This is a genomic window from Virgibacillus subterraneus (genome assembly GCF_900110695.1).
Classification (GTDB): Bacteria; Bacillota; Bacilli; order Bacillales; family Amphibacillaceae; genus Lentibacillus; species Lentibacillus subterraneus.
The window spans coordinates 135,905-152,827 of the sequence record NZ_FOEH01000004.1 but is presented as its reverse complement, the minus strand read 5'-3'; the positions used below and the strand labels follow the sequence as shown (position 1 = coordinate 152,827).

Annotated in this window: 22 protein-coding genes; all 22 read left to right on the top strand. The window is 35.7% G+C overall.

The genetic code is table 11. The features are described 5' to 3' along the window. Positions 1-2 precede the first annotated feature (2 nt). The 22 genes from flgC to flhB all read left to right on the top strand — a co-directional run bounded on the left by flgC (position 3) and on the right by flhB (position 16,916). The gene (flgC, locus tag BMY13_RS12590) at positions 3-455 is read left to right on the top strand and encodes a flagellar basal body rod protein FlgC (protein ID WP_092492955.1); all 453 of its coding nucleotides are present in this window, start codon (positions 3-5) and stop codon (positions 453-455) included. A gap of 18 nt (positions 456-473) precedes the next feature. Further along, the gene (gene fliE, locus BMY13_RS12585) at positions 474-779 is read left to right on the top strand and encodes a flagellar hook-basal body complex protein FliE (protein WP_092492954.1); all 306 of its coding nucleotides are present in this window, start codon (positions 474-476) and stop codon (positions 777-779) included. A gap of 369 nt (positions 780-1,148) precedes the next feature. Beyond that, on the top strand, positions 1,149-2,744 hold the full coding sequence (fliF, locus tag BMY13_RS12580; protein WP_092505021.1) for a flagellar basal-body MS-ring/collar protein FliF: 1,596 nt from the start codon (positions 1,149-1,151) through the stop codon (positions 2,742-2,744). A gap of 14 nt (positions 2,745-2,758) precedes the next feature. After that, positions 2,759-3,769, top strand: a complete 1,011-nt coding sequence (gene fliG, locus BMY13_RS12575) for a flagellar motor switch protein FliG (RefSeq protein ID WP_092492952.1) — start codon at positions 2,759-2,761, stop codon at positions 3,767-3,769. Next, positions 3,762-4,526 carry a flagellar assembly protein FliH gene (gene fliH / locus BMY13_RS12570; RefSeq protein ID WP_175476798.1) on the top strand — a complete coding sequence of 255 codons (765 nt, stop codon included), beginning with the start codon at positions 3,762-3,764 and terminating at the stop codon, positions 4,524-4,526. The genes fliG and fliH overlap by 8 nt, the downstream gene beginning before the upstream one ends. Then, positions 4,523-5,836, top strand: a complete 1,314-nt coding sequence (fliI, locus tag BMY13_RS12565; RefSeq protein WP_092492950.1) for a flagellar protein export ATPase FliI — start codon at positions 4,523-4,525, stop codon at positions 5,834-5,836. The genes fliH and fliI overlap by 4 nt, the downstream gene beginning before the upstream one ends. Continuing rightward, entirely contained in the window at positions 5,836-6,282 is a 447-nt protein-coding gene (fliJ, locus tag BMY13_RS12560; RefSeq protein WP_092492949.1) for a flagellar export protein FliJ, read from the top strand. Before fliI ends, fliJ begins: the two co-directional genes overlap by 1 nt. A gap of 8 nt (positions 6,283-6,290) precedes the next feature. After that, positions 6,291-6,887: a MotE family protein gene (locus BMY13_RS12555; protein ID WP_175476797.1), complete on the top strand. Its 597-nt coding sequence runs from the start codon at positions 6,291-6,293 to the stop codon at positions 6,885-6,887. A gap of 36 nt (positions 6,888-6,923) precedes the next feature. After that, positions 6,924-8,306 (top strand): flagellar hook-length control protein FliK, encoded by a 1,383-nt coding sequence (locus BMY13_RS12550; protein WP_092505017.1) that lies wholly within the window; start codon positions 6,924-6,926, stop codon positions 8,304-8,306. Positions 8,307-8,315: 9 nt separating this feature from the next. After that, positions 8,316-8,813: a flagellar hook assembly protein FlgD gene (gene flgD, locus BMY13_RS12545; RefSeq protein ID WP_092493240.1), complete on the top strand. Its 498-nt coding sequence runs from the start codon at positions 8,316-8,318 to the stop codon at positions 8,811-8,813. A 1-nt stretch (position 8,814) separates the two neighbouring features. Beyond that, complete coding sequence (locus BMY13_RS12540) at positions 8,815-9,186, top strand: TIGR02530 family flagellar biosynthesis protein (protein ID WP_092492946.1); 372 nt, start codon at positions 8,815-8,817, stop codon at positions 9,184-9,186. A 122-nt stretch (positions 9,187-9,308) separates the two neighbouring features. Then, positions 9,309-10,199 (top strand): flagellar basal body rod protein FlgG, encoded by an 891-nt coding sequence (flgG, locus tag BMY13_RS12535; protein ID WP_092492945.1) that lies wholly within the window; start codon positions 9,309-9,311, stop codon positions 10,197-10,199. A 51-nt stretch (positions 10,200-10,250) separates the two neighbouring features. Beyond that, a complete protein-coding gene (locus BMY13_RS12530) occupies positions 10,251-10,472 on the top strand; it encodes a flagellar FlbD family protein (RefSeq protein WP_092492944.1) in 222 nt (73 codons plus the stop codon). Further along, positions 10,462-10,884: a flagellar basal body-associated protein FliL gene (fliL, locus tag BMY13_RS12525; protein WP_092505015.1), complete on the top strand. Its 423-nt coding sequence runs from the start codon at positions 10,462-10,464 to the stop codon at positions 10,882-10,884. The genes BMY13_RS12530 and fliL overlap by 11 nt, the downstream gene beginning before the upstream one ends. Positions 10,885-10,920: 36 nt before the next feature. Further along, the gene (gene fliM, locus BMY13_RS12520; protein WP_092492942.1) at positions 10,921-11,913 is read left to right on the top strand and encodes a flagellar motor switch protein FliM; all 993 of its coding nucleotides are present in this window, start codon (positions 10,921-10,923) and stop codon (positions 11,911-11,913) included. Continuing rightward, positions 11,903-13,048, top strand: coding sequence for a flagellar motor switch phosphatase FliY (gene fliY / locus BMY13_RS12515; RefSeq protein ID WP_175476812.1), 1,146 nt, complete (start codon positions 11,903-11,905; stop codon positions 13,046-13,048). The genes fliM and fliY overlap by 11 nt, the downstream gene beginning before the upstream one ends. Positions 13,049-13,073: 25 nt before the next feature. Further along, positions 13,074-13,436 carry a response regulator gene (locus BMY13_RS12510; protein ID WP_092492940.1) on the top strand — a complete coding sequence of 121 codons (363 nt, stop codon included), beginning with the start codon at positions 13,074-13,076 and terminating at the stop codon, positions 13,434-13,436. Between the two features lie 16 nt (positions 13,437-13,452). After that, positions 13,453-14,097 (top strand): flagellar biosynthetic protein FliO, encoded by a 645-nt coding sequence (locus tag BMY13_RS12505; RefSeq protein ID WP_139180786.1) that lies wholly within the window; start codon positions 13,453-13,455, stop codon positions 14,095-14,097. Then, the gene (gene fliP, locus BMY13_RS12500) at positions 14,090-14,755 is read left to right on the top strand and encodes a flagellar type III secretion system pore protein FliP (RefSeq protein ID WP_092492938.1); all 666 of its coding nucleotides are present in this window, start codon (positions 14,090-14,092) and stop codon (positions 14,753-14,755) included. The genes BMY13_RS12505 and fliP overlap by 8 nt, the downstream gene beginning before the upstream one ends. 15 nt (positions 14,756-14,770) lie before the next feature. After that, on the top strand, positions 14,771-15,040 hold the full coding sequence (fliQ, locus tag BMY13_RS12495) for a flagellar biosynthesis protein FliQ (protein WP_092492937.1): 270 nt from the start codon (positions 14,771-14,773) through the stop codon (positions 15,038-15,040). A 3-nt stretch (positions 15,041-15,043) separates the two neighbouring features. Continuing rightward, a complete protein-coding gene (gene fliR / locus BMY13_RS12490) occupies positions 15,044-15,823 on the top strand; it encodes a flagellar biosynthetic protein FliR (RefSeq protein WP_092492936.1) in 780 nt (259 codons plus the stop codon). Position 15,824: 1 nt separating this feature from the next. Then, positions 15,825-16,916 (top strand): flagellar biosynthesis protein FlhB, encoded by a 1,092-nt coding sequence (flhB, locus tag BMY13_RS12485; RefSeq protein WP_092492935.1) that lies wholly within the window; start codon positions 15,825-15,827, stop codon positions 16,914-16,916. The last annotated feature ends 7 nt before the right edge of the window (positions 16,917-16,923 follow it).

Below are 16,923 nucleotides of genomic sequence, written 5' to 3'. Positions count from 1 at the left end.
TTATGTCAATATTTAATGCAATTAACACAAGTGCAAGTGCACTAACAGCGCAAAGGCTTCGAATGGATGTTGTATCTTCTAATATTGCTAATGCTCAAACAACCAGGGCCACAATGAATGAAAATGGTGAATATGAACCTTATCGACGGAAAATGGTTGTTATGGAACCTAACGGACAAAATTTCAAATCTTTCTTACATAAAGCAACAAACTCATCAGACCAGGGTTCTGGAGTGAAAGTATCAGAAATTACTGAAGATGATGAGCCATTTAAGGTTGTTTATAACCCCAATCATCCAGACGCTGATGAAGCTGGTTATGTAGAAATGCCGAATGTGGACCCATTAAAAGAAATGGTTGATTTAATGAGTACAACCAGATCGTATGAAGCGAATATCACATCAATGAATGCGAGTAAAAATATGTTGTTAAAGGCACTGGAAATTGGAAAATAAAAACGAAGGAGCTATTATATGAACCCTTTAGTAAATGGAGTAACTCAGCCTGCAATTACCAATCCGGGAGCAGGTAAGCCGTCAATTTCACCAGGTGAGGCACAGAGTAACTTTGCAAATTCGTTAAAAGCAGCAATTGAACAGGTGAATGATACACAAGTTGCTTCGAATTCAAAAACTGAGGCAATGGCTAATGGAGAAATTGATGATTTACATAATGTTATGATTACAGCACAAAAAGCAAGCATTACGTTGGAGACCTCTGTACAAGTACAACGTAAAGTAATTGATGCTTATAAAGAAATTATGCGCATGCAGATATAAAGGAAATATCTAGTAGCAACTGAAAAGAGCAAGTGATTATGCTTAGCAGTATAGAAACCAAAATGGCTGCCGTGTGCAGCCACTATCTACTATAAAAATGCAAACTGGAAGTTAACCTTTGTTGGTAATACTAATTAATTTCATTATTGCATAAGTGCAACTGAGGCATTCGCCATTAGTGCTTGCGCTCCAAAGTATAAGGAATTCTAAGTAGATAAAAACGCTTTCTGGTGATAAGCTAAGTTTTCTATTATTTTTTTGCTCTTTAAACTGTAAAAAATATTCAAACGATTTTTATGAGGTCCTAATAGTTGCTATAGAATACAGAGATAGCTATTAAATAGAAACTGGAATTTGGCGGGGGAATATATGAAGGAAAAATTATTGAAATTCAAAGATACAGCTAAATCTTTTTGGACCAGGCGTACTAAAGGTCAAAAGGGAATATTTATAGGTTCTATTGCAATAGTTGTTGCTTTGATTCTAGCAATAATACTGTTTACATCTGATTCTAAACTAGTTCCTTTATATAATAACCTATCTTTACAAGAAGTCGGACAAATAAAAACTGAATTAGATGCAAGAGGTGTTCCTTATGAGCTAGAAAGTGGAGGTACAACTGTTACGGTACCTGAAAGTAGCGTAAATTCATTACTTGTTGATCTTGCAGGGCAAGGAATACCTAATAGTGGTAATATTGATTACTCCTTTTTCAGTGAAAATGCTTCCTGGGGTATTACAGATAACGAATTCAGTATGATAAAACTGGATGCTATGCAAACGGAATTAGCTAATTTAATAAAAGGTGTAGAAGGAATTGAAGATGCAAAAGTCATGATCAATATGCCTGAAGAGCCTGTTTTTGTTAGTGAATCTGTACAGGATGCAAGTGCTTCTATAGTGATAAATACACAACCTGGCTATCAATTTAAAGGCAATCAAATTGATTCATTATATCACTTAGTATCAAAAGCTGTTCCTAATCTGCCTTCTGAAGATATCGTTATTATGAATCAGTATTTTGAATACTTCGACAGGAATACACAAAATGGTGTTGCCAATAAGGATACATATACATATCAGCAGGATGTTAAGCAAGATATAGAACGTGATATAAGACGAAGACTTCAACAGATGCTTGGAGCTATGGTTGGGATGGAGAATGTTATTGTTTCTGTAACAGCTGATGTTGACTTCAGACAGGAAAACCGAGTTGAAGAACTTATTGAGCCAGTAGATGTAGAAAATATGGAAGGTGTACCGATAAGTATTGAAAGTATTCATGAAACCTATACAGGTAACCCTCCGGTCGGCGGAACTGCTGGAACTGGTGAAGAAGACATACCTAATTATGAGGCAACTGAAGAAGGAGAAGATGGTGAATACGAACTTTCTAAAGAGACGATAAATAATGAATATAACCGTATTCGTAAAGAAATTGTTGAGAGTCCCTACAAAATTCGTGATTTGGGAATTCAAGTAGCAGTTGACGAAGTGAAAAGCAAAAATGGGGATGAAATTCAATATTTATCGAATCAGGAACAAGAAACAGTTTCTGCTGGAATGGCATCAATTTTAGATTCTATCATCAGTACATCAATAGATGGGGAATATGGGGAGATTCAGACTGAAGAAAAAACATCTATCGTGTTCCAGGAATTCAGTGAAAGTGCTGATACAGCACAACCAACTACTCCAGTTATTCCATTATGGATGTATATAGCAGGCGGAATATTATTAGCTATTATTATCTTATTAATCTTCTTGTTAGTTCGTAACCGTAATAAGGAAGAAGAGGAAGTAGTAGAAGAGACGATAGGAACTCAAACGAGTGAAGAGCTACCAGAAATAGGTGATGAACAGGACTCTGAATCAGTAGTACGTAAAAAACAATTAGAGAAAATGGCTAAAGATAAACCAGAAGAATTTGCTAAACTTTTACGAAGCTGGATTTCGGATGATTAAGGAGGTATTTTGAAATGGCAAAACATTCTACTCTCACAGGCAAACAAAAAGCGGCTATCCTCTTAATCTCCTTGGGTCCAGACGTATCTGCTCAAGTGTACAAGCATTTATCGGAAGAAGAAATAGAAAAATTGAGTTTGGAAATTTCTTCAGTAAAAAAAGTTGAATCGAATACGAAGGAAGATGTTCTTGATCAATTTCACCAAATTGCTTTGGCGCAGGATTATATTACACAAGGCGGGATTGGGTATGCAAAATCTGTGCTGGAAAAAGCTTTTGGGCAGAGTGAGGCAACTAACATCATAGAACGACTGACATCATCATTACAAGTCAGGCCATTTGATTTTGCACGTAAAGCCGATCCGCAGCAAGTATTAAATTTTATTCAACATGAACACCCACAAACTATCGCACTTGTATTATCCTACTTAGATCCGGAGCAGTCAGGACAAATATTATCCGAGTTACCACAGGAAATGCAGGCAGAGATTGCAAAACGTATCGCAACAATGGATTCAACATCACCTGAGATTATAAGTCAGGTGGAGCAGGTATTAGAACGGAAAATATCTTCCTCATTAACTGAAGACTATACTCAAACTGGTGGTATTGCAGCCGTTGTTGAAGTATTAAATGGTGTTGATAGAAGTACCGAAAAAACAATTTTGGATGCACTTGAAATCCAGGACCCAGAGTTGGCTGAAGAAATCAAAAAACGCATGTTTGTATTTGAGGATATTGTTGTACTGGATAATCGTGCAATACAACGTGTCATACGGGAAGTTGAAAATGAGGATTTACGTCTTTCACTTAAGGTTGCTAGTGATGAAGTAAAGGATATAGTCTTTAACAATATGTCTCAACGGATGGCAGAGACATTTAAAGAGGAAATGGAATATATGGGGCCAGTTAGATTACGAGATGTGGAAGAAGCGCAAACAAGAATCGTGGGTGCCATACGTCGCTTGGAGGAAATTGGCGAAATCGTTATAGCCCGTGGTGGAGGTGATGATATCATTGTCTAATATTTTTTCAAACCAATCACGTACAATGAAAGAAAAACTTATAACAGTGAGGCCGATTGAGTTAAATAATCAAGATAGCGCTCAGGCTTCTACTGGTTTAGAAGATGATCGAATAAGTATACAATCGGAAATCACTCAAGCACGCGATAGGCTCCAGCAAATACAAGAACAACAAGCGACATTGGTACAACAAACAAATGCTGAAATTGAAAAAGCTAAAGAAAATTGGGAAGCCGAAAGAGAAAAGTACATTAAACAGGCTCAGGATGAGGGATTTGAAAAAGGCTTTGAACTTGGTAAGCAAGAGGGCCAGGACCAATATAAGGAATTACTGACAAATGCTAATAAAATTGTTGAATCAGCAACGAAAGATTATCATTCTACAATTGAACAAAGCGATGAAACTATTTTAGAGCTAGCCATACATGTTGCAGAAAAGATTATCAAGAAAGAGTTAAATGAGAATCCTGACTCATTCATCAAAATTGTTAATACAGCAATTAAAGATATAAAAGACCAGTCTGATCTTTCAATATATTTACACCCAAATAATTATGAACTGGTGATGAAGCAAAAAGATGAAATTGTCCAACTTGTTGATAAGGATTTAAATGTATCTTTCTATATTAATGAACAATTAAAAGAAGATAGTTGTTTGATTGAACATCCCTTTGGACGAATTGATGCCAGTATAGATGTTCAACTCCAGGAACTGCGTGAAGTATTATATGAGGTCAATATGGAGAGTGACCAATGACAACAACAAAATTTTTTGATGCCATTGATCAAGCAGACACATTAAAACGGTATGGGAAAGTATTGCGGGTTGTGGGGCTCATGATTGAATCACAGGGTCCTGATGCAAATATCGGTGAAGTTTGTCTGATTCATAGCTCGACTAATAAAAAACCAGTCATGTCTGAAGTAGTTGGTTTTAACAATGAAAAAATTATTCTTATGCCATACGCGCAGGTAACTGAAATCGGCCCAGGATGTTTAGTAGAGTCAACAGGTGAAGCATTGTCAGTGAAAATCGGACGAGGTTTAATTGGTAAAGTAGTTGATTCGCTTGGCAGGTGTTTGGATGATTCTAAACTTCCAAAAGGGTTGTCAAGTTATTTAACGGAGCAATCACCACCAAACCCACTATCACGTGCGCCCATATCTGAGCCAATCCAGGTGGGGGTTAAGGCAATTGATTCGTTGTTAACAGTAGGTAAAGGGCAAAGGATAGGTATATTTGCAGGTAGCGGCGTTGGTAAAAGTACTTTACTTGGCATGATAGCTCGTAATAGTAGCGCAGATATAAATGTGATTGGTTTAATTGGTGAGCGAGGCAGGGAAGTTCGAGAGTTTATTGAGAATGACCTGGGAGATGAAGGGTTAAAAAAGTCTATTGTAGTGGTAGCAACATCTGATCAGCCAGCTTTAATGCGAATAAAAGGAGCATATACCGCAACTGCAATTAGTGAATATTTTCGAGACCTAGGATTTCAAGTTAATCTGATGATGGATTCTGTAACAAGGGTTGCAATGGCGCAAAGAGAGGTTGGTTTAGCGACTGGAGAGCCACCAACAACAAAAGGCTATACCCCGTCTGTATTTGCTACATTGCCTAAACTATTGGAACGAACAGGCACAAGTGAAAATGGAACTATAACGGCATTCTATACTGTTCTGGTAGACGGTGATGATATGAATGAACCAATTGCTGACACAGTTAGGGGTATACTGGATGGTCATTTTGTATTAGATAGAAACTTAGCTGAACAAGGTCAATTTCCTGCTATTAATATATTAAAGTCGATTAGTAGAGTAATGAATCAGGTTTCTAGTAAACAACATTTGGATGCTGCGCAAAAAATAAGGACATTAATGGCTACTTATGAAGAGAATAACGAATTAATTCAAATTGGTGCTTATAAGCGGGGAACTAATCAGGAAATCGATAAGGCAATATCATACCACCCAAAGATACAGGAGTTTTTGAAGCAAGAAATATTTGAATACCAAACGCTTGAAGAATCAATTAATCAGATGCAAAAGTTGCTTAATGGAGGAATTTGATGGCAGAGACAGTTGCATTATCCAAAATATTAAATGTACGTGAAAGTGAAAAGAGAGATGCACAAAAAGCATATCAGCAATCAATTGATTTCTTTGAGGAAATAGCTACACAATTGTATAACCTACTAAGAAAAAAAGAAGTAGCTGAAGAATCATATGAAGGATATCTGCATCAAACAACACCAATAGACAGGATTAAAGAGCAAGTAGGCTATATAGAAATATTGAATAACCAGATTGTCAAACTTCAGCATGATGTACAAAAAGCAAGAAATGAAATGGATACTAACCATGAGAAACTAACCAATGCGTTTGTTGAAGTGAAAAAGTTTGAAAAAATAATTGAACACAGGCATAAGGCAGATGAAGAGCTTACTAAGAAGAATGAAAATGCTCAAATGGATGAAATTTCTATGCAGCAATATTTTAGCCAGAAAATTAGGTGAGAAATATGGTGAAGGATAATAATAAACAACAAAATAAAACGAATCCAATTCTATGGTTCTTTTTTGCCATTGTAATTCCATTTATTGTTGCGGTAACTTTAACAATAATTATATTTACAGTTGCTGGTGTTGATGTTATCGGTTGGGCTAAAAGTACTGGAAATAGTATACCAGTTGTATCTTCTATGATCACGACGGATAAAGAGAAGAATGAACAGCGAGAAGAACAGAAGACGAAGAATATTATTGCTACTAAAGATGAGAAAATATCACAACTGAATCAGAAAGTGTCTAATCTCGAGTCTACCGTCGGACAATTGGAACAGGAAATTGTCAAACTTGAGAACAGTAATTCCGATGAGAATAAGAGCGAATCAGAAACCTCTGATGATGCAGCTGAATCAGGGGAGGATTCAATTAAAGCGATTTCTTCATCTTTTAAGGAAATGGATAGTGAACAGGCAGCATTAATTATTGAAAATATGGAGCAAGATTTAGCTGTAGGAATACTTAAGAAATTACCTAATGATGTGCGTGGGAGAATTTTTGAAGAAATGGAACCTGATTTGGCTGCAGAGTTGACTCAATTGTTTGTAACAAACTAATTCTTATGTGACTTAACTTGAAAGGGGGTGAGAAAGATGAATGCGATTGGAACTATTTTTCAACAGGTAATGCAAACACGAGGAGCATTGGAGCAAAACTCCAGAAAGGGCACACCAGATAAACAGTCTGTTTTTCAAAATTTATTGTCAGGCTCAAAAACGGGAGTAACCGAACAATTAAGTAGCGAAGATAACTCACAGGATGAAATGTCTATCGTTAACATGCTGATGGATACAAGTGATGTTCAAAAGCTAATTAATAGTGCAGCCTCAGAAGAAGAAGCAATGCAAAAGTTAGTGCAAGCTATTAAAAGCATTGCTACAGGAAAAGAGGGCTCGTTATCGGAAGAAAAAGCAATGCAAATGTTGGAAGCTACAATTAATAGTATTGTTGTGGATAATGAGAATGGTGCAGCATTAAAAGCGCAAGTAATGAAAATGCTCGAAGGATCAATTAACAAACTAATATCAGAGCAGAATGGTAAAACAGAAGTAAATGTAGGTTCATTTCTTACTTATTTAGAACAATCAACAGTCTTGAGCAATAAAGCTCTTCAACAACAATTTGAGGCATTGTCCGTAAAAGCTGAAAAATTACTATCACAAATAACGGATCAGAAAAGCGCTTCTAAAGCAGCACCGGTATTACTAAAGTTGCTGGAACAATGGACAGCTCTAGAGAAAAAACAAGATATGAAACAAGCAGTAATTTCACAAGATTCATTTAAAAGCAGTAGTAAAGAACAGGGAATATGGAAAGAACTCTTACAATCTTTTCAAAAGAGAAATCAACTTGTTTCCAAGCAACAGTACAATTCTGATGCGAAAGTAACTAGTAATGATGTAACAAAATGGTTGCAGCATGCAGTAGGAAGTCAAGCAAATAGTGATAAAATATCCGGACAGCAACCCATGTCAATGACATCATCGATTCCTTTATCAAAGGTTGAACAATACGTTATTCATATGAATCAAAATCAAAGTAACAATACAGTAGACAAACAATTAATAGATCAGTTCCAAAAAGTTATGAAAACTAGCAAATTCTTAACAATGCAAAATGGTACATCGCAGTTAAATATCACATTACGGCCGGAAAACCTTGGTGACATGATGGTCAAACTGACACAAATGAATGGGGAAATGACCGTTAAAATAATGGTTACTTCTCATGCTGCTAAAGAAATGCTTGAGTCGAATATGCACCAACTGAGAAACATGTTGTCACCACAACAGGTAGTGGTTGAAAAGCAGGAAGTATCATCTCAACAAGCGCAAACGAATCAAAGTGAACAAGATGATGAACACAATAGTAGACAGGAACAAGGTCAGTCCAATCACTCTGAACAGGACGATCAAGAAGAAGATAATGATTTTGAGACGCAATTTCAAAATATCTTAATGAATGAGAAAGTGTAGGTGAAAAACATGACAACTATAGATCCATCACTATATTTAAATAACCAATCGACAGAGCGGGTTCCAAGTCCTGATCTAGGTAAAGATGAATTCTTGAAGATTTTAATGACCCAGCTGCAAAATCAGGATCCAACAAATCCAATGAAGGATCAAGAGTTTGTATCTCAAATGGCATCATTTTCATCCCTGGAACAAATGATGAATATGACGAACTCAATTGATAATCTTGTACAAAATCAAACGGTTTCTCCAATACTAAAAAATAGTCATATGATTGGCAAAGAAGTTTCTTATCAAGCTTATGATGAAGAGACTGGAGAAAAAATCGGCATTGAAACAAGTAAAGTTACTGCTGTAAGTCAAGATCAAGGTTGGGCTGTACTGGAACTTGAGAATGGTGAAAAGATTTATGCAGATTCGATTACACAGGTGAGCGATCCAGATGCGAGTTCAGATAGTGGTACTGAAGAAAATGTAACAGGGCCTTCTCCTGAAGGAAGTGAGTAATATGGATCGCATTAATCAGTTACAGCAGCATCATGCAATGCCATTACCACCAGTAAGGAAAACAGAAACAAAGAATGAATCAACTAACTTTAAGGACATTTTAGCAGAGATACACCATCCTAAAGTCAGTAAGCACGCCAAAGAACGCTTAAATGAACGAAATATAACGATAAGTGAAACGCAATGGCAAGCAATTTCAGAAAAAATGACTGAAGCTAAACATAAAGGTGTAACGGATTCATTAGTTGTTACGGATAACGCTGCATTGCTTGTAAGTACTAAAAACAATACAGTCGTAACAGCAATGAACAAGGAAGAAGCAACAAGCAAAATTTTCACCAATATTAATGGAACAATACTAATAAACGAATAGGCTGGACCCGATTGGGAGGCCCATTAAGCTGTTGAATGAGTGATACAGCTAAAATAGTGGATGCACTTCTATTAGTCGCTGAAGCTAGATTTGATAAAAACCAATAAAGGGGAGAAATAATTATGTTACGTTCAATGTATGCAGGTATTTCTGGAATGAAAGGTTTTCAAACGAAATTGGATGTTATTGGTAATAATATTGCCAACGTAAATACTGCAGGGTTTAAAAAGGGACGTGTAACGTTTCAGGATATGATGAGTCAAATGTCATCAGGTGCACAAGGTGCAACAGATACTCGTGGTGGTGTAAACCCAGCACAGATTGGATTAGGTTCACAAATGGGTTCAATTGATAACATCCATACACAAGGTTTCCGTCAAACAACGAATAATCCGCTAGATTTTTCATTGGAAGGTGATGGAATGTTCGTTGTTGCAAGTGATATAGCTAGAGATGATCCTCAAGGCGATATATTTGACCCAAGTAACCCTAATGAACTTGATAATATTAATTTGGATAATTCAAATGTTTCTTACACTCGAGCGGGAAATTTTTATCTGGATACAAATGGGAACATTGTGAACTCTGATGGATTATATTTAATGGGCTCTGCTAATCAGGGCGACACTGGGAATATTTCTGCACTCAACATTCCTGAAACAGCACAAAGTTTCAGTGTACAAACAAATGGTACTGTAAATTATATTGATGCAGATGGTAATACTCAAGTAGCCGGGCAAGTTGCTCTTGCAAGTTTCTCAAACCCAGCCGGTCTTCAAAAAGCAGGTAGTAACTTGTATTTAAATACGGAGAACGCGGGTTATACCGGGTTATCTGAACCTGAAACTGATGGAGTTGCATCAATAGTCAGTGGTTCACTAGAAATGTCAAATGTGGACCTTGCCTCAGAATTTACTGAGATGATTACAGCACAGCGTGGATTCCAGGCTAATACTAGAATCATTACAACATCAGATGAAATTCTTCAAGAACTGGTGAATTTAAAACGATAATGTAGGGAGGTAGGGGGTGTCCATCAATAAGGTGGCACTCCTGCCATAAATATGGTTCAGCTTACTAGACTAAATGGAGAACTATTTCTATTAAATGCAATTATGATTGAACAGATTCAATCACATCCAGATACGACGATTACATTGATGAATGGTAAGAAAATTGTTGTCAAAGACTCTGAATCTGACGTTCAACAAATAGTAACAGACTATTATCGTAAAATCGGTTTAAATGGATGGTTTAAAGAAGTGGGTGATGTTAATGAGCGGTAGACTGGGGAAAACGATGGTGACATCAATAAGTATTTTATTGTTGGCTGGTGTAGTTGCACTTATAGTAGTTTTAAATTTTACCGGTGATAAAAATAACGGCAATGCACAATCAATTGATGAAATCGTAGAAAATTCGTATCAAACTTCTGAAATCACTACCGATTTACAAGATGGCAGTTTTGTACGAATTCAATTTCAAATTATAACGGATAGTAAGGACGCGAAGGAAGAAGTTATAAAAAGGGAATTTCAGCTTAAAAACATCTTAATAAAAGAACTTGCTAAAATGAATGAAGAAGATTTCAAATCAGGATTATCAAATTTAGAAGATGTTGTTCAGTTAGAATTAAATAAGGTAATGACAGAAGGTAGCATTACAGATGTGTATACAATAAATAAAATATTACAGTAGTAAGGTAAATTCTCCTGTTTGGAGGTGAGGTTTCTAGTGGAAGAAGTACTTTCGCAAAATGAGATTGATGCATTATTATCAGCAATATCGTCGGGCGAAATGAATGCAGATGAATTAAAAAAAGAAGAAAAAGAGCAAAAGGTTCGAGAATATGATTTTAAGCGTGCGCTTCGATTTTCTAAAGATCAAATCCGCAGTTTGTCCAGGATTCATGAGAATTATGCCCGTTTATTAACAACTTACTTCTCTGCGCAATTAAGAACATATGTCAATATCTCTGTTGCGTCTGTTGACCAAATACCTTATGAAGAATTTATTCGATCTGTTCCCAAAATGACCGTATTAAACATGTACAGTCTAGAACCACTTGAAGGCAGAATTTTAATGGAAGTTAATCCAAATATTGCATATGGAATGCTTGACAGGGTTCTTGGTGGAAAAGGGCATAGTGTTAACAAAGTAGAAAATTTAACTGAAATTGAAACAATGCTAATGTCTCAACTATTTGAAAAAGCGACAGTTAACTTACAAGAGGCTTGGTCATCCTTAATCGAAATTGATCCAGTACTAGAGGATTTTGAAGTGAATCCGCAATTTCTTCAAATGGTATCACCAAATGAAACAGTTGTTGTAGTTTCATTAAATACAACAATAGGTGAAACGAGTGGCATGATTAACATTTGTATTCCACATATAGTATTAGAACCTATTATTCCAAAGTTATCAGTGCATTATTGGATGCAAACAGCTACTAAGAAGCGGGACCCAGAAGCATATGAAAAATTATCTAACAATATTCAACTTGCTAATATTGAAGCAAAGACAATATTGGGTAACACCAATATTAGCATTCAGCAGCTACTTAATTTAGGTGCAGATGACATAATAGCGCTAAATCAGTCAATAGATCATCCATTAACATTAGCGGTAAATGATGAACCTAAATTCTATGTACAGCCTGGCAAATTTAAAAATAAGATGTCAGTGCAAGTACTCGGAGAAATTAAGGGGGGGGACAATAATGAATGACGGTATGCTTTCCCAAGACGAAATAGATGCACTTCTAAAAGTAGGTGAAGAAGAGGACGATATGGTTAAAAATTCAAGCGATACTTTAAATTCTTTATCAACAATTGAAATAGATACCCTAGGTGAAATAGGTAATATCTCTTTTGGAAGCTCGGCAACAACATTGTCTACTTTACTAAATCAAAAAGTAGATATTACAACTCCAAAAGTTACTGTTATCAAAAATACTGAAATAAATAATGTATTTGATTTTGATCATGTAAATATTCAGGTAAATTATATAGAAGGATTCAATGGGAAAAATGTACTGGTTATGAAGTCAGAAGATGCTGCTGTTATTTCAGACATTATGCTAGGTGGTGACGGAACATCTCCTGATAACGAATTAAATGAAATACATTTGAGTGCTGTTCAGGAAGCAATGAATCAAATGATGGGAACTGCTGCAACAAGTATGTCAACGGTATTTGGGAAACGTGTTGATATATCACCGCCAACTATTAAACTTGAAAAATCTAATGGTGATAAAAGTGAAGAATCTATCTCTGATGAAGAACAATTTGTGAAAGTTTCTTTTCAGCTGCAAGTTGGTAACCTAATAGACTCTAATATAATGCAGTTGATACCTGTTCAATTTGCTAAGGAATTGGTTGATCAGTTGTTGAATGCATCTTCTTCTGATGGGGAAAAAGAAGCAGCAGTAACAGCAGAGACAGAAAAGCCAAAAGTGAAAACTGAACAGAAGACGAATTCAGATCAGGAAAGGTCTGAGAGTGCACAATATCTGGGAGATTCAATTGACCAAGATAGTTCTTCTATTCAACAAGCAACATTCTCGAATTTTGAACAAGTTGAGTTGAACAAGAATGAGCAGCGTAATCTGGACATGCTTTTGGATATACCATTAAAAGTAACGGTTGAACTTGGTCGTACAAAAAGGACCATTAAGGATATTTTGGAACTATCAGCTGGATCAATAATTGAATTAGACAAACTTGCAGGTGAACCAGTGGATATCTTGGTGAACGAAAAATTAATTGCTAAGGGTGAAGTAGTAGTTATTGATGAGAACTTTGGTGTTCGTGTAACAGATATTAGCAGCAGAACAGACCGTTTAATGAAACTAAATAAATAATATATTTAAAAGGGGGATTACTACAATGGCAAAACAAATTTTAATAGTAGATGACGCAGCTTTCATGCGTATGATGATAAAAGATATTTTAAGTAAAAACGGATTTGAAGTGGTTGGCGAAGCGCAAGATGGCGTAGAAGCAATTGAGAAATATAAGGAGTTGAAACCTGATCTCGTTACACTCGATATTACGATGCCAGAGATGGACGGGTTAGCTGCTTTAAAAGAATTAAAACAATTAGATGGTGATGCAAATATAATCATGTGCTCTGCTATGGGACAACAAGCTATGGTTATAGATGCTATTCAGGCTGGCGCTAAAGATTTCATCGTTAAACCGTTCCAGGCAGAACGAGTTGTTGAAGCAATCCAGAAGGCGCTAGATTAAGAAACGAGTGAGTATAGTGATAAAAAGACTAGGATTATTTATTTGTATCATAGCTTTCGTTTTCACCGCTTCGTATCCTGAGATTACTGAGGCGGGACCTAGTGTGGAAAATTGCCTCGATGAAGATGTTGATTGTACAAAGACTGAAACAGCTCCTAATGATACCGATAGTGATGAGGAGTCTGGTGAAATGAGTAATGGATCATTACTATTTAACTTGGTCAAAATGTTTTTTGCCTTACTGTTGGTACTTGGACTTATATACTTATTACTTAAGTTTTTAAGCAAGCGTAATAAATTGTTTCAACAAGTAAAAGCGTTGGAAAATTTAGGTGGTATCTCAGTTGGTCCTAATAAATCAATTCAGCTTGTCCGAATAGGCTCAAAAATCTTCGTTATAGGTGTCGGTGAAAATGTGGAAATGCTACAAGAAATTAGTGAAGAAGAAGCAAAAAAAGAGATTTTACATAGTAATGAATCCAATGAAGAGCAATCAAAGTCATTATTGACTTCTATTTTTCAACAAAAAGCAGATTCAGATGAAGCAAATCAATCTAAGAAAGATTTTAAAAATATGTTTTCAAGTGAATTAAATAAATTAAAACAAAGCAGAACAAAATTAATCAATCAACGTAAACAGAAGGAAGATAAACATGAATGAATTTATCGATATGTTTTCTGGATCTGATCCTTCATCTATATCAACATCAGTAAAACTATTATTATTACTTACTGTTTTATCGTTAGCACCAAGTATATTAATTTTAATGACAAGTTTTACAAGGATAATAATTGTACTGTCATTTGTTAGAACATCACTTGCTACTCAGCAAATGCCACCAAACCAAGTATTAATCGGACTGGCGTTGTTTCTTACATTTTTTGTAATGGCACCAACGTTTAATCAAGTCTACGATGAGGCTTTACAGCCGCTTTTTGAAGAAAATATAACATTGGATGAAGCATATGATCGAGCAAGTACACCAATGAAAGAATTTATGTCAAAACATACAAGGCAAAAAGACCTGGCACTATTTATGAATTATGCAGAAATTGATAAACCAGATAATATACAGGATATTCCGTTAACTACATTGGTACCAGCTTTCGCGATTAGCGAATTAAAAACTGCCTTTCAGATGGGATTCATGATCTTCGTTCCATTTTTGATTATTGATATGGCTGTTGCAAGTGTTCTTATGTCCATGGGGATGATGATGCTACCACCAGTAATGATTTCATTACCGTTTAAAATACTGTTATTTGTATTAGTAGATGGCTGGTACTTAATAACACAGTCATTATTACAAGGTTTTTAAGGCAGGTGATTATATTTGACGAGTGAGTTTGTATTAACCTTAGCTGAAAAAGGTGTCTATGTTATTTTACTTATATCTGGCCCATTGCTTATCTTGGCGTTAGCTGTGGGACTTCTTGTCAGTATTTTCCAGGCCACAACTCAAATACAGGAACAAACACTAGCCTTTATACCAAAAATTGTAGCTGTGTTAGTAGGACTTGTATTTTTTGGACCATGGATGCTTACGAAAATGGTCGAATTCACGGTGAATTTATATCAAAATCTTAATCAGTTTGTAGGGTAAAGTATGTTAGATATTATTAATCTTTCTAGTATTCCTGTTTTTTTACTAATTTTTGTACGAGTTCTAGCATTTTTTTCGACAGTTCCATTATTTTCGTATCGAACAATACCAACGCCATTTAAGATTGGTTTTTCATTCTTTTTGGCATTAGTAATGTTTTACACAGTTGACTCATCGGACGTGTTAATTGATGATATGTTTTTGTTCTTATTAGTTAAGGAAGCAATTGTTGGTCTTTTAATAGGATTACTAGCTTATATTATACTATCAGCCATCCAAATTGCTGGTGGTTTCATAGATTTCCAAATGGGATTTGCAATTGCTAATGTAATTGATCCGCAAACAGGTGCTCAAAGTCCCTTAACAGGTCAGTATCTTTATATAATTGCCTTATTATTCTTATTATCGGTAAATGGTCATCATTTGTTAATAGATGGAATCTTTTATAGCTATAATTTAATTCCTATAGAATCTTTTATTCCATTTGAAGATGGTACAATCGCTGATTTTGTGATAACTACTTTTAATAAAATGTTTGTGATTGCTTTCCAGATGGCGATTCCAATTGTTGGCTGTTTATTTTTAGTTGATGTTGCGCTGGGAATTATTGCTAGAGCAGTACCACAATTAAATGTGTTTGTAGTAGGATTACCGATAAAAATTTTCGTGAGTTTTGTCGTTATTTTATTTTTCCTTAGTCTTTACATTGTTTTGGCGAAAAGCCTTTTTGAAACGATGTTTGATGCAATGCGAGGTTTAATGCAATTATTCGGAGGTGCTTAATGTGCACTTAAAACTGGACTTGCAATATTTTGCGGGCGCCGATGAAAAAACGGAAAAAGCTACACCCAAAAAACGTCAGGACGAAAGGAAAAAAGGGAAAGTAGCCAAAAGTCAGGACATAAATACAGCATTTTTATTGTTTTTTTGTTTCGTGATTTTAGTAGTGTTTGGTGGATTCATGAAAGACATTATGACAACAATGTTTCAACACACCTTTACAGAGTATATGAATTGGGACGTAACGATACCATCAGTTGGCCAGGTATTAACAGAAACATCATTAGAGCTTGGGAAAATGCTGGCGCCAATAATGGTCGTTGCAATTCTTGCAGGTTTGGCCTCTAATTTCACACAAATCGGATTTTTGTTTACGACAGAGCCATTAAAGCTTGATTTGAAGAAACTGGATCCAATTCAAGGAGCAAAAAAGATTTTTTCGGCTAGAGCTTTAGTTGAACTCCTAAAGTCGTTATTAAAAATCACCTTTATTGGAATAATTACTTTTTTAATTATTTGGATATATAAAGATGAGATGATGATGCTTGCATTCAAAACCGCTGAGAGTGCTATTGGTTTTTTTGGAAGAATTACAATTATTATGGGTGTTTCAGCAGCATTCGCATTACTATTTCTATCTGTTTTAGATTACACCTATCAAAAATATGACTTCGAAAAAAGCTTAAAGATGTCGAAAAAAGATGTTAAAGATGAGCATAAAAATATCGAAGGTGACCCTCAAATCAAAGCGAAAATTAAAGAGAAACAACGTCAAATGGCGACGAGGCGGATGATGAGCGAGATTCCTTCAGCAGATGTGGTGATTACTAACCCTACACATTTTGCTATCGCGATTAAGTATGACGAAGATAAAGCTTCCGCTCCATATGTTGTTGCAAAAGGGGTCGATCAGATAGCGTTCAAAATTAGGGAAATTGCTAAAGCAAACAGTGTAGTTACAGTTGAAAATAAGCCACTGGCAAGAACCTTATATGATGTCATTGAAATTGGTGATATTATACCAGAAGAATTTTATCAAGCTGTAGCTGAAATGCTGGCTTACGTTTACAGGGTAGAGAAAAAAGTTGGGCAATAAGGAGAGA

Excerpts from the sequence above, each read along its gene's own strand:
- fliF (WP_092505021.1), top strand. The coding sequence starts at position 1,149 with ATGAAGGAAAAATTATTGAAATTCAAAGATACAGCTAAATCTTTTTGG.
- fliG (WP_092492952.1), top strand. The coding sequence starts at position 2,759 with ATGGCAAAACATTCTACTCTCACAGGCAAACAAAAAGCGGCTATCCTC.
- flgG (WP_092492945.1), top strand. The coding sequence starts at position 9,309 with ATGTTACGTTCAATGTATGCAGGTATTTCTGGAATGAAAGGTTTTCAA.
- fliJ (WP_092492949.1), top strand. The coding sequence starts at position 5,836 with ATGGCAGAGACAGTTGCATTATCCAAAATATTAAATGTACGTGAAAGT.
- BMY13_RS12550 (WP_092505017.1), top strand. The coding sequence starts at position 6,924 with ATGAATGCGATTGGAACTATTTTTCAACAGGTAATGCAAACACGAGGA.
- BMY13_RS12540 (WP_092492946.1), top strand. The coding sequence starts at position 8,815 with ATGGATCGCATTAATCAGTTACAGCAGCATCATGCAATGCCATTACCA.
- BMY13_RS12530 (WP_092492944.1), top strand. The coding sequence starts at position 10,251 with ATGGTTCAGCTTACTAGACTAAATGGAGAACTATTTCTATTAAATGCA.
- fliI (WP_092492950.1), top strand. The coding sequence starts at position 4,523 with ATGACAACAACAAAATTTTTTGATGCCATTGATCAAGCAGACACATTA.
- BMY13_RS12510 (WP_092492940.1), top strand. The coding sequence starts at position 13,074 with ATGGCAAAACAAATTTTAATAGTAGATGACGCAGCTTTCATGCGTATG.
- fliL (WP_092505015.1), top strand. The coding sequence starts at position 10,462 with ATGAGCGGTAGACTGGGGAAAACGATGGTGACATCAATAAGTATTTTA.
- fliE (WP_092492954.1), top strand. The coding sequence starts at position 474 with ATGAACCCTTTAGTAAATGGAGTAACTCAGCCTGCAATTACCAATCCG.
- fliR (WP_092492936.1), top strand. The coding sequence starts at position 15,044 with ATGTTAGATATTATTAATCTTTCTAGTATTCCTGTTTTTTTACTAATT.
- flgD (WP_092493240.1), top strand. The coding sequence starts at position 8,316 with ATGACAACTATAGATCCATCACTATATTTAAATAACCAATCGACAGAG.
- flgC (WP_092492955.1), top strand. The coding sequence starts at position 3 with ATGTCAATATTTAATGCAATTAACACAAGTGCAAGTGCACTAACAGCG.
- fliP (WP_092492938.1), top strand. The coding sequence starts at position 14,090 with ATGAATGAATTTATCGATATGTTTTCTGGATCTGATCCTTCATCTATA.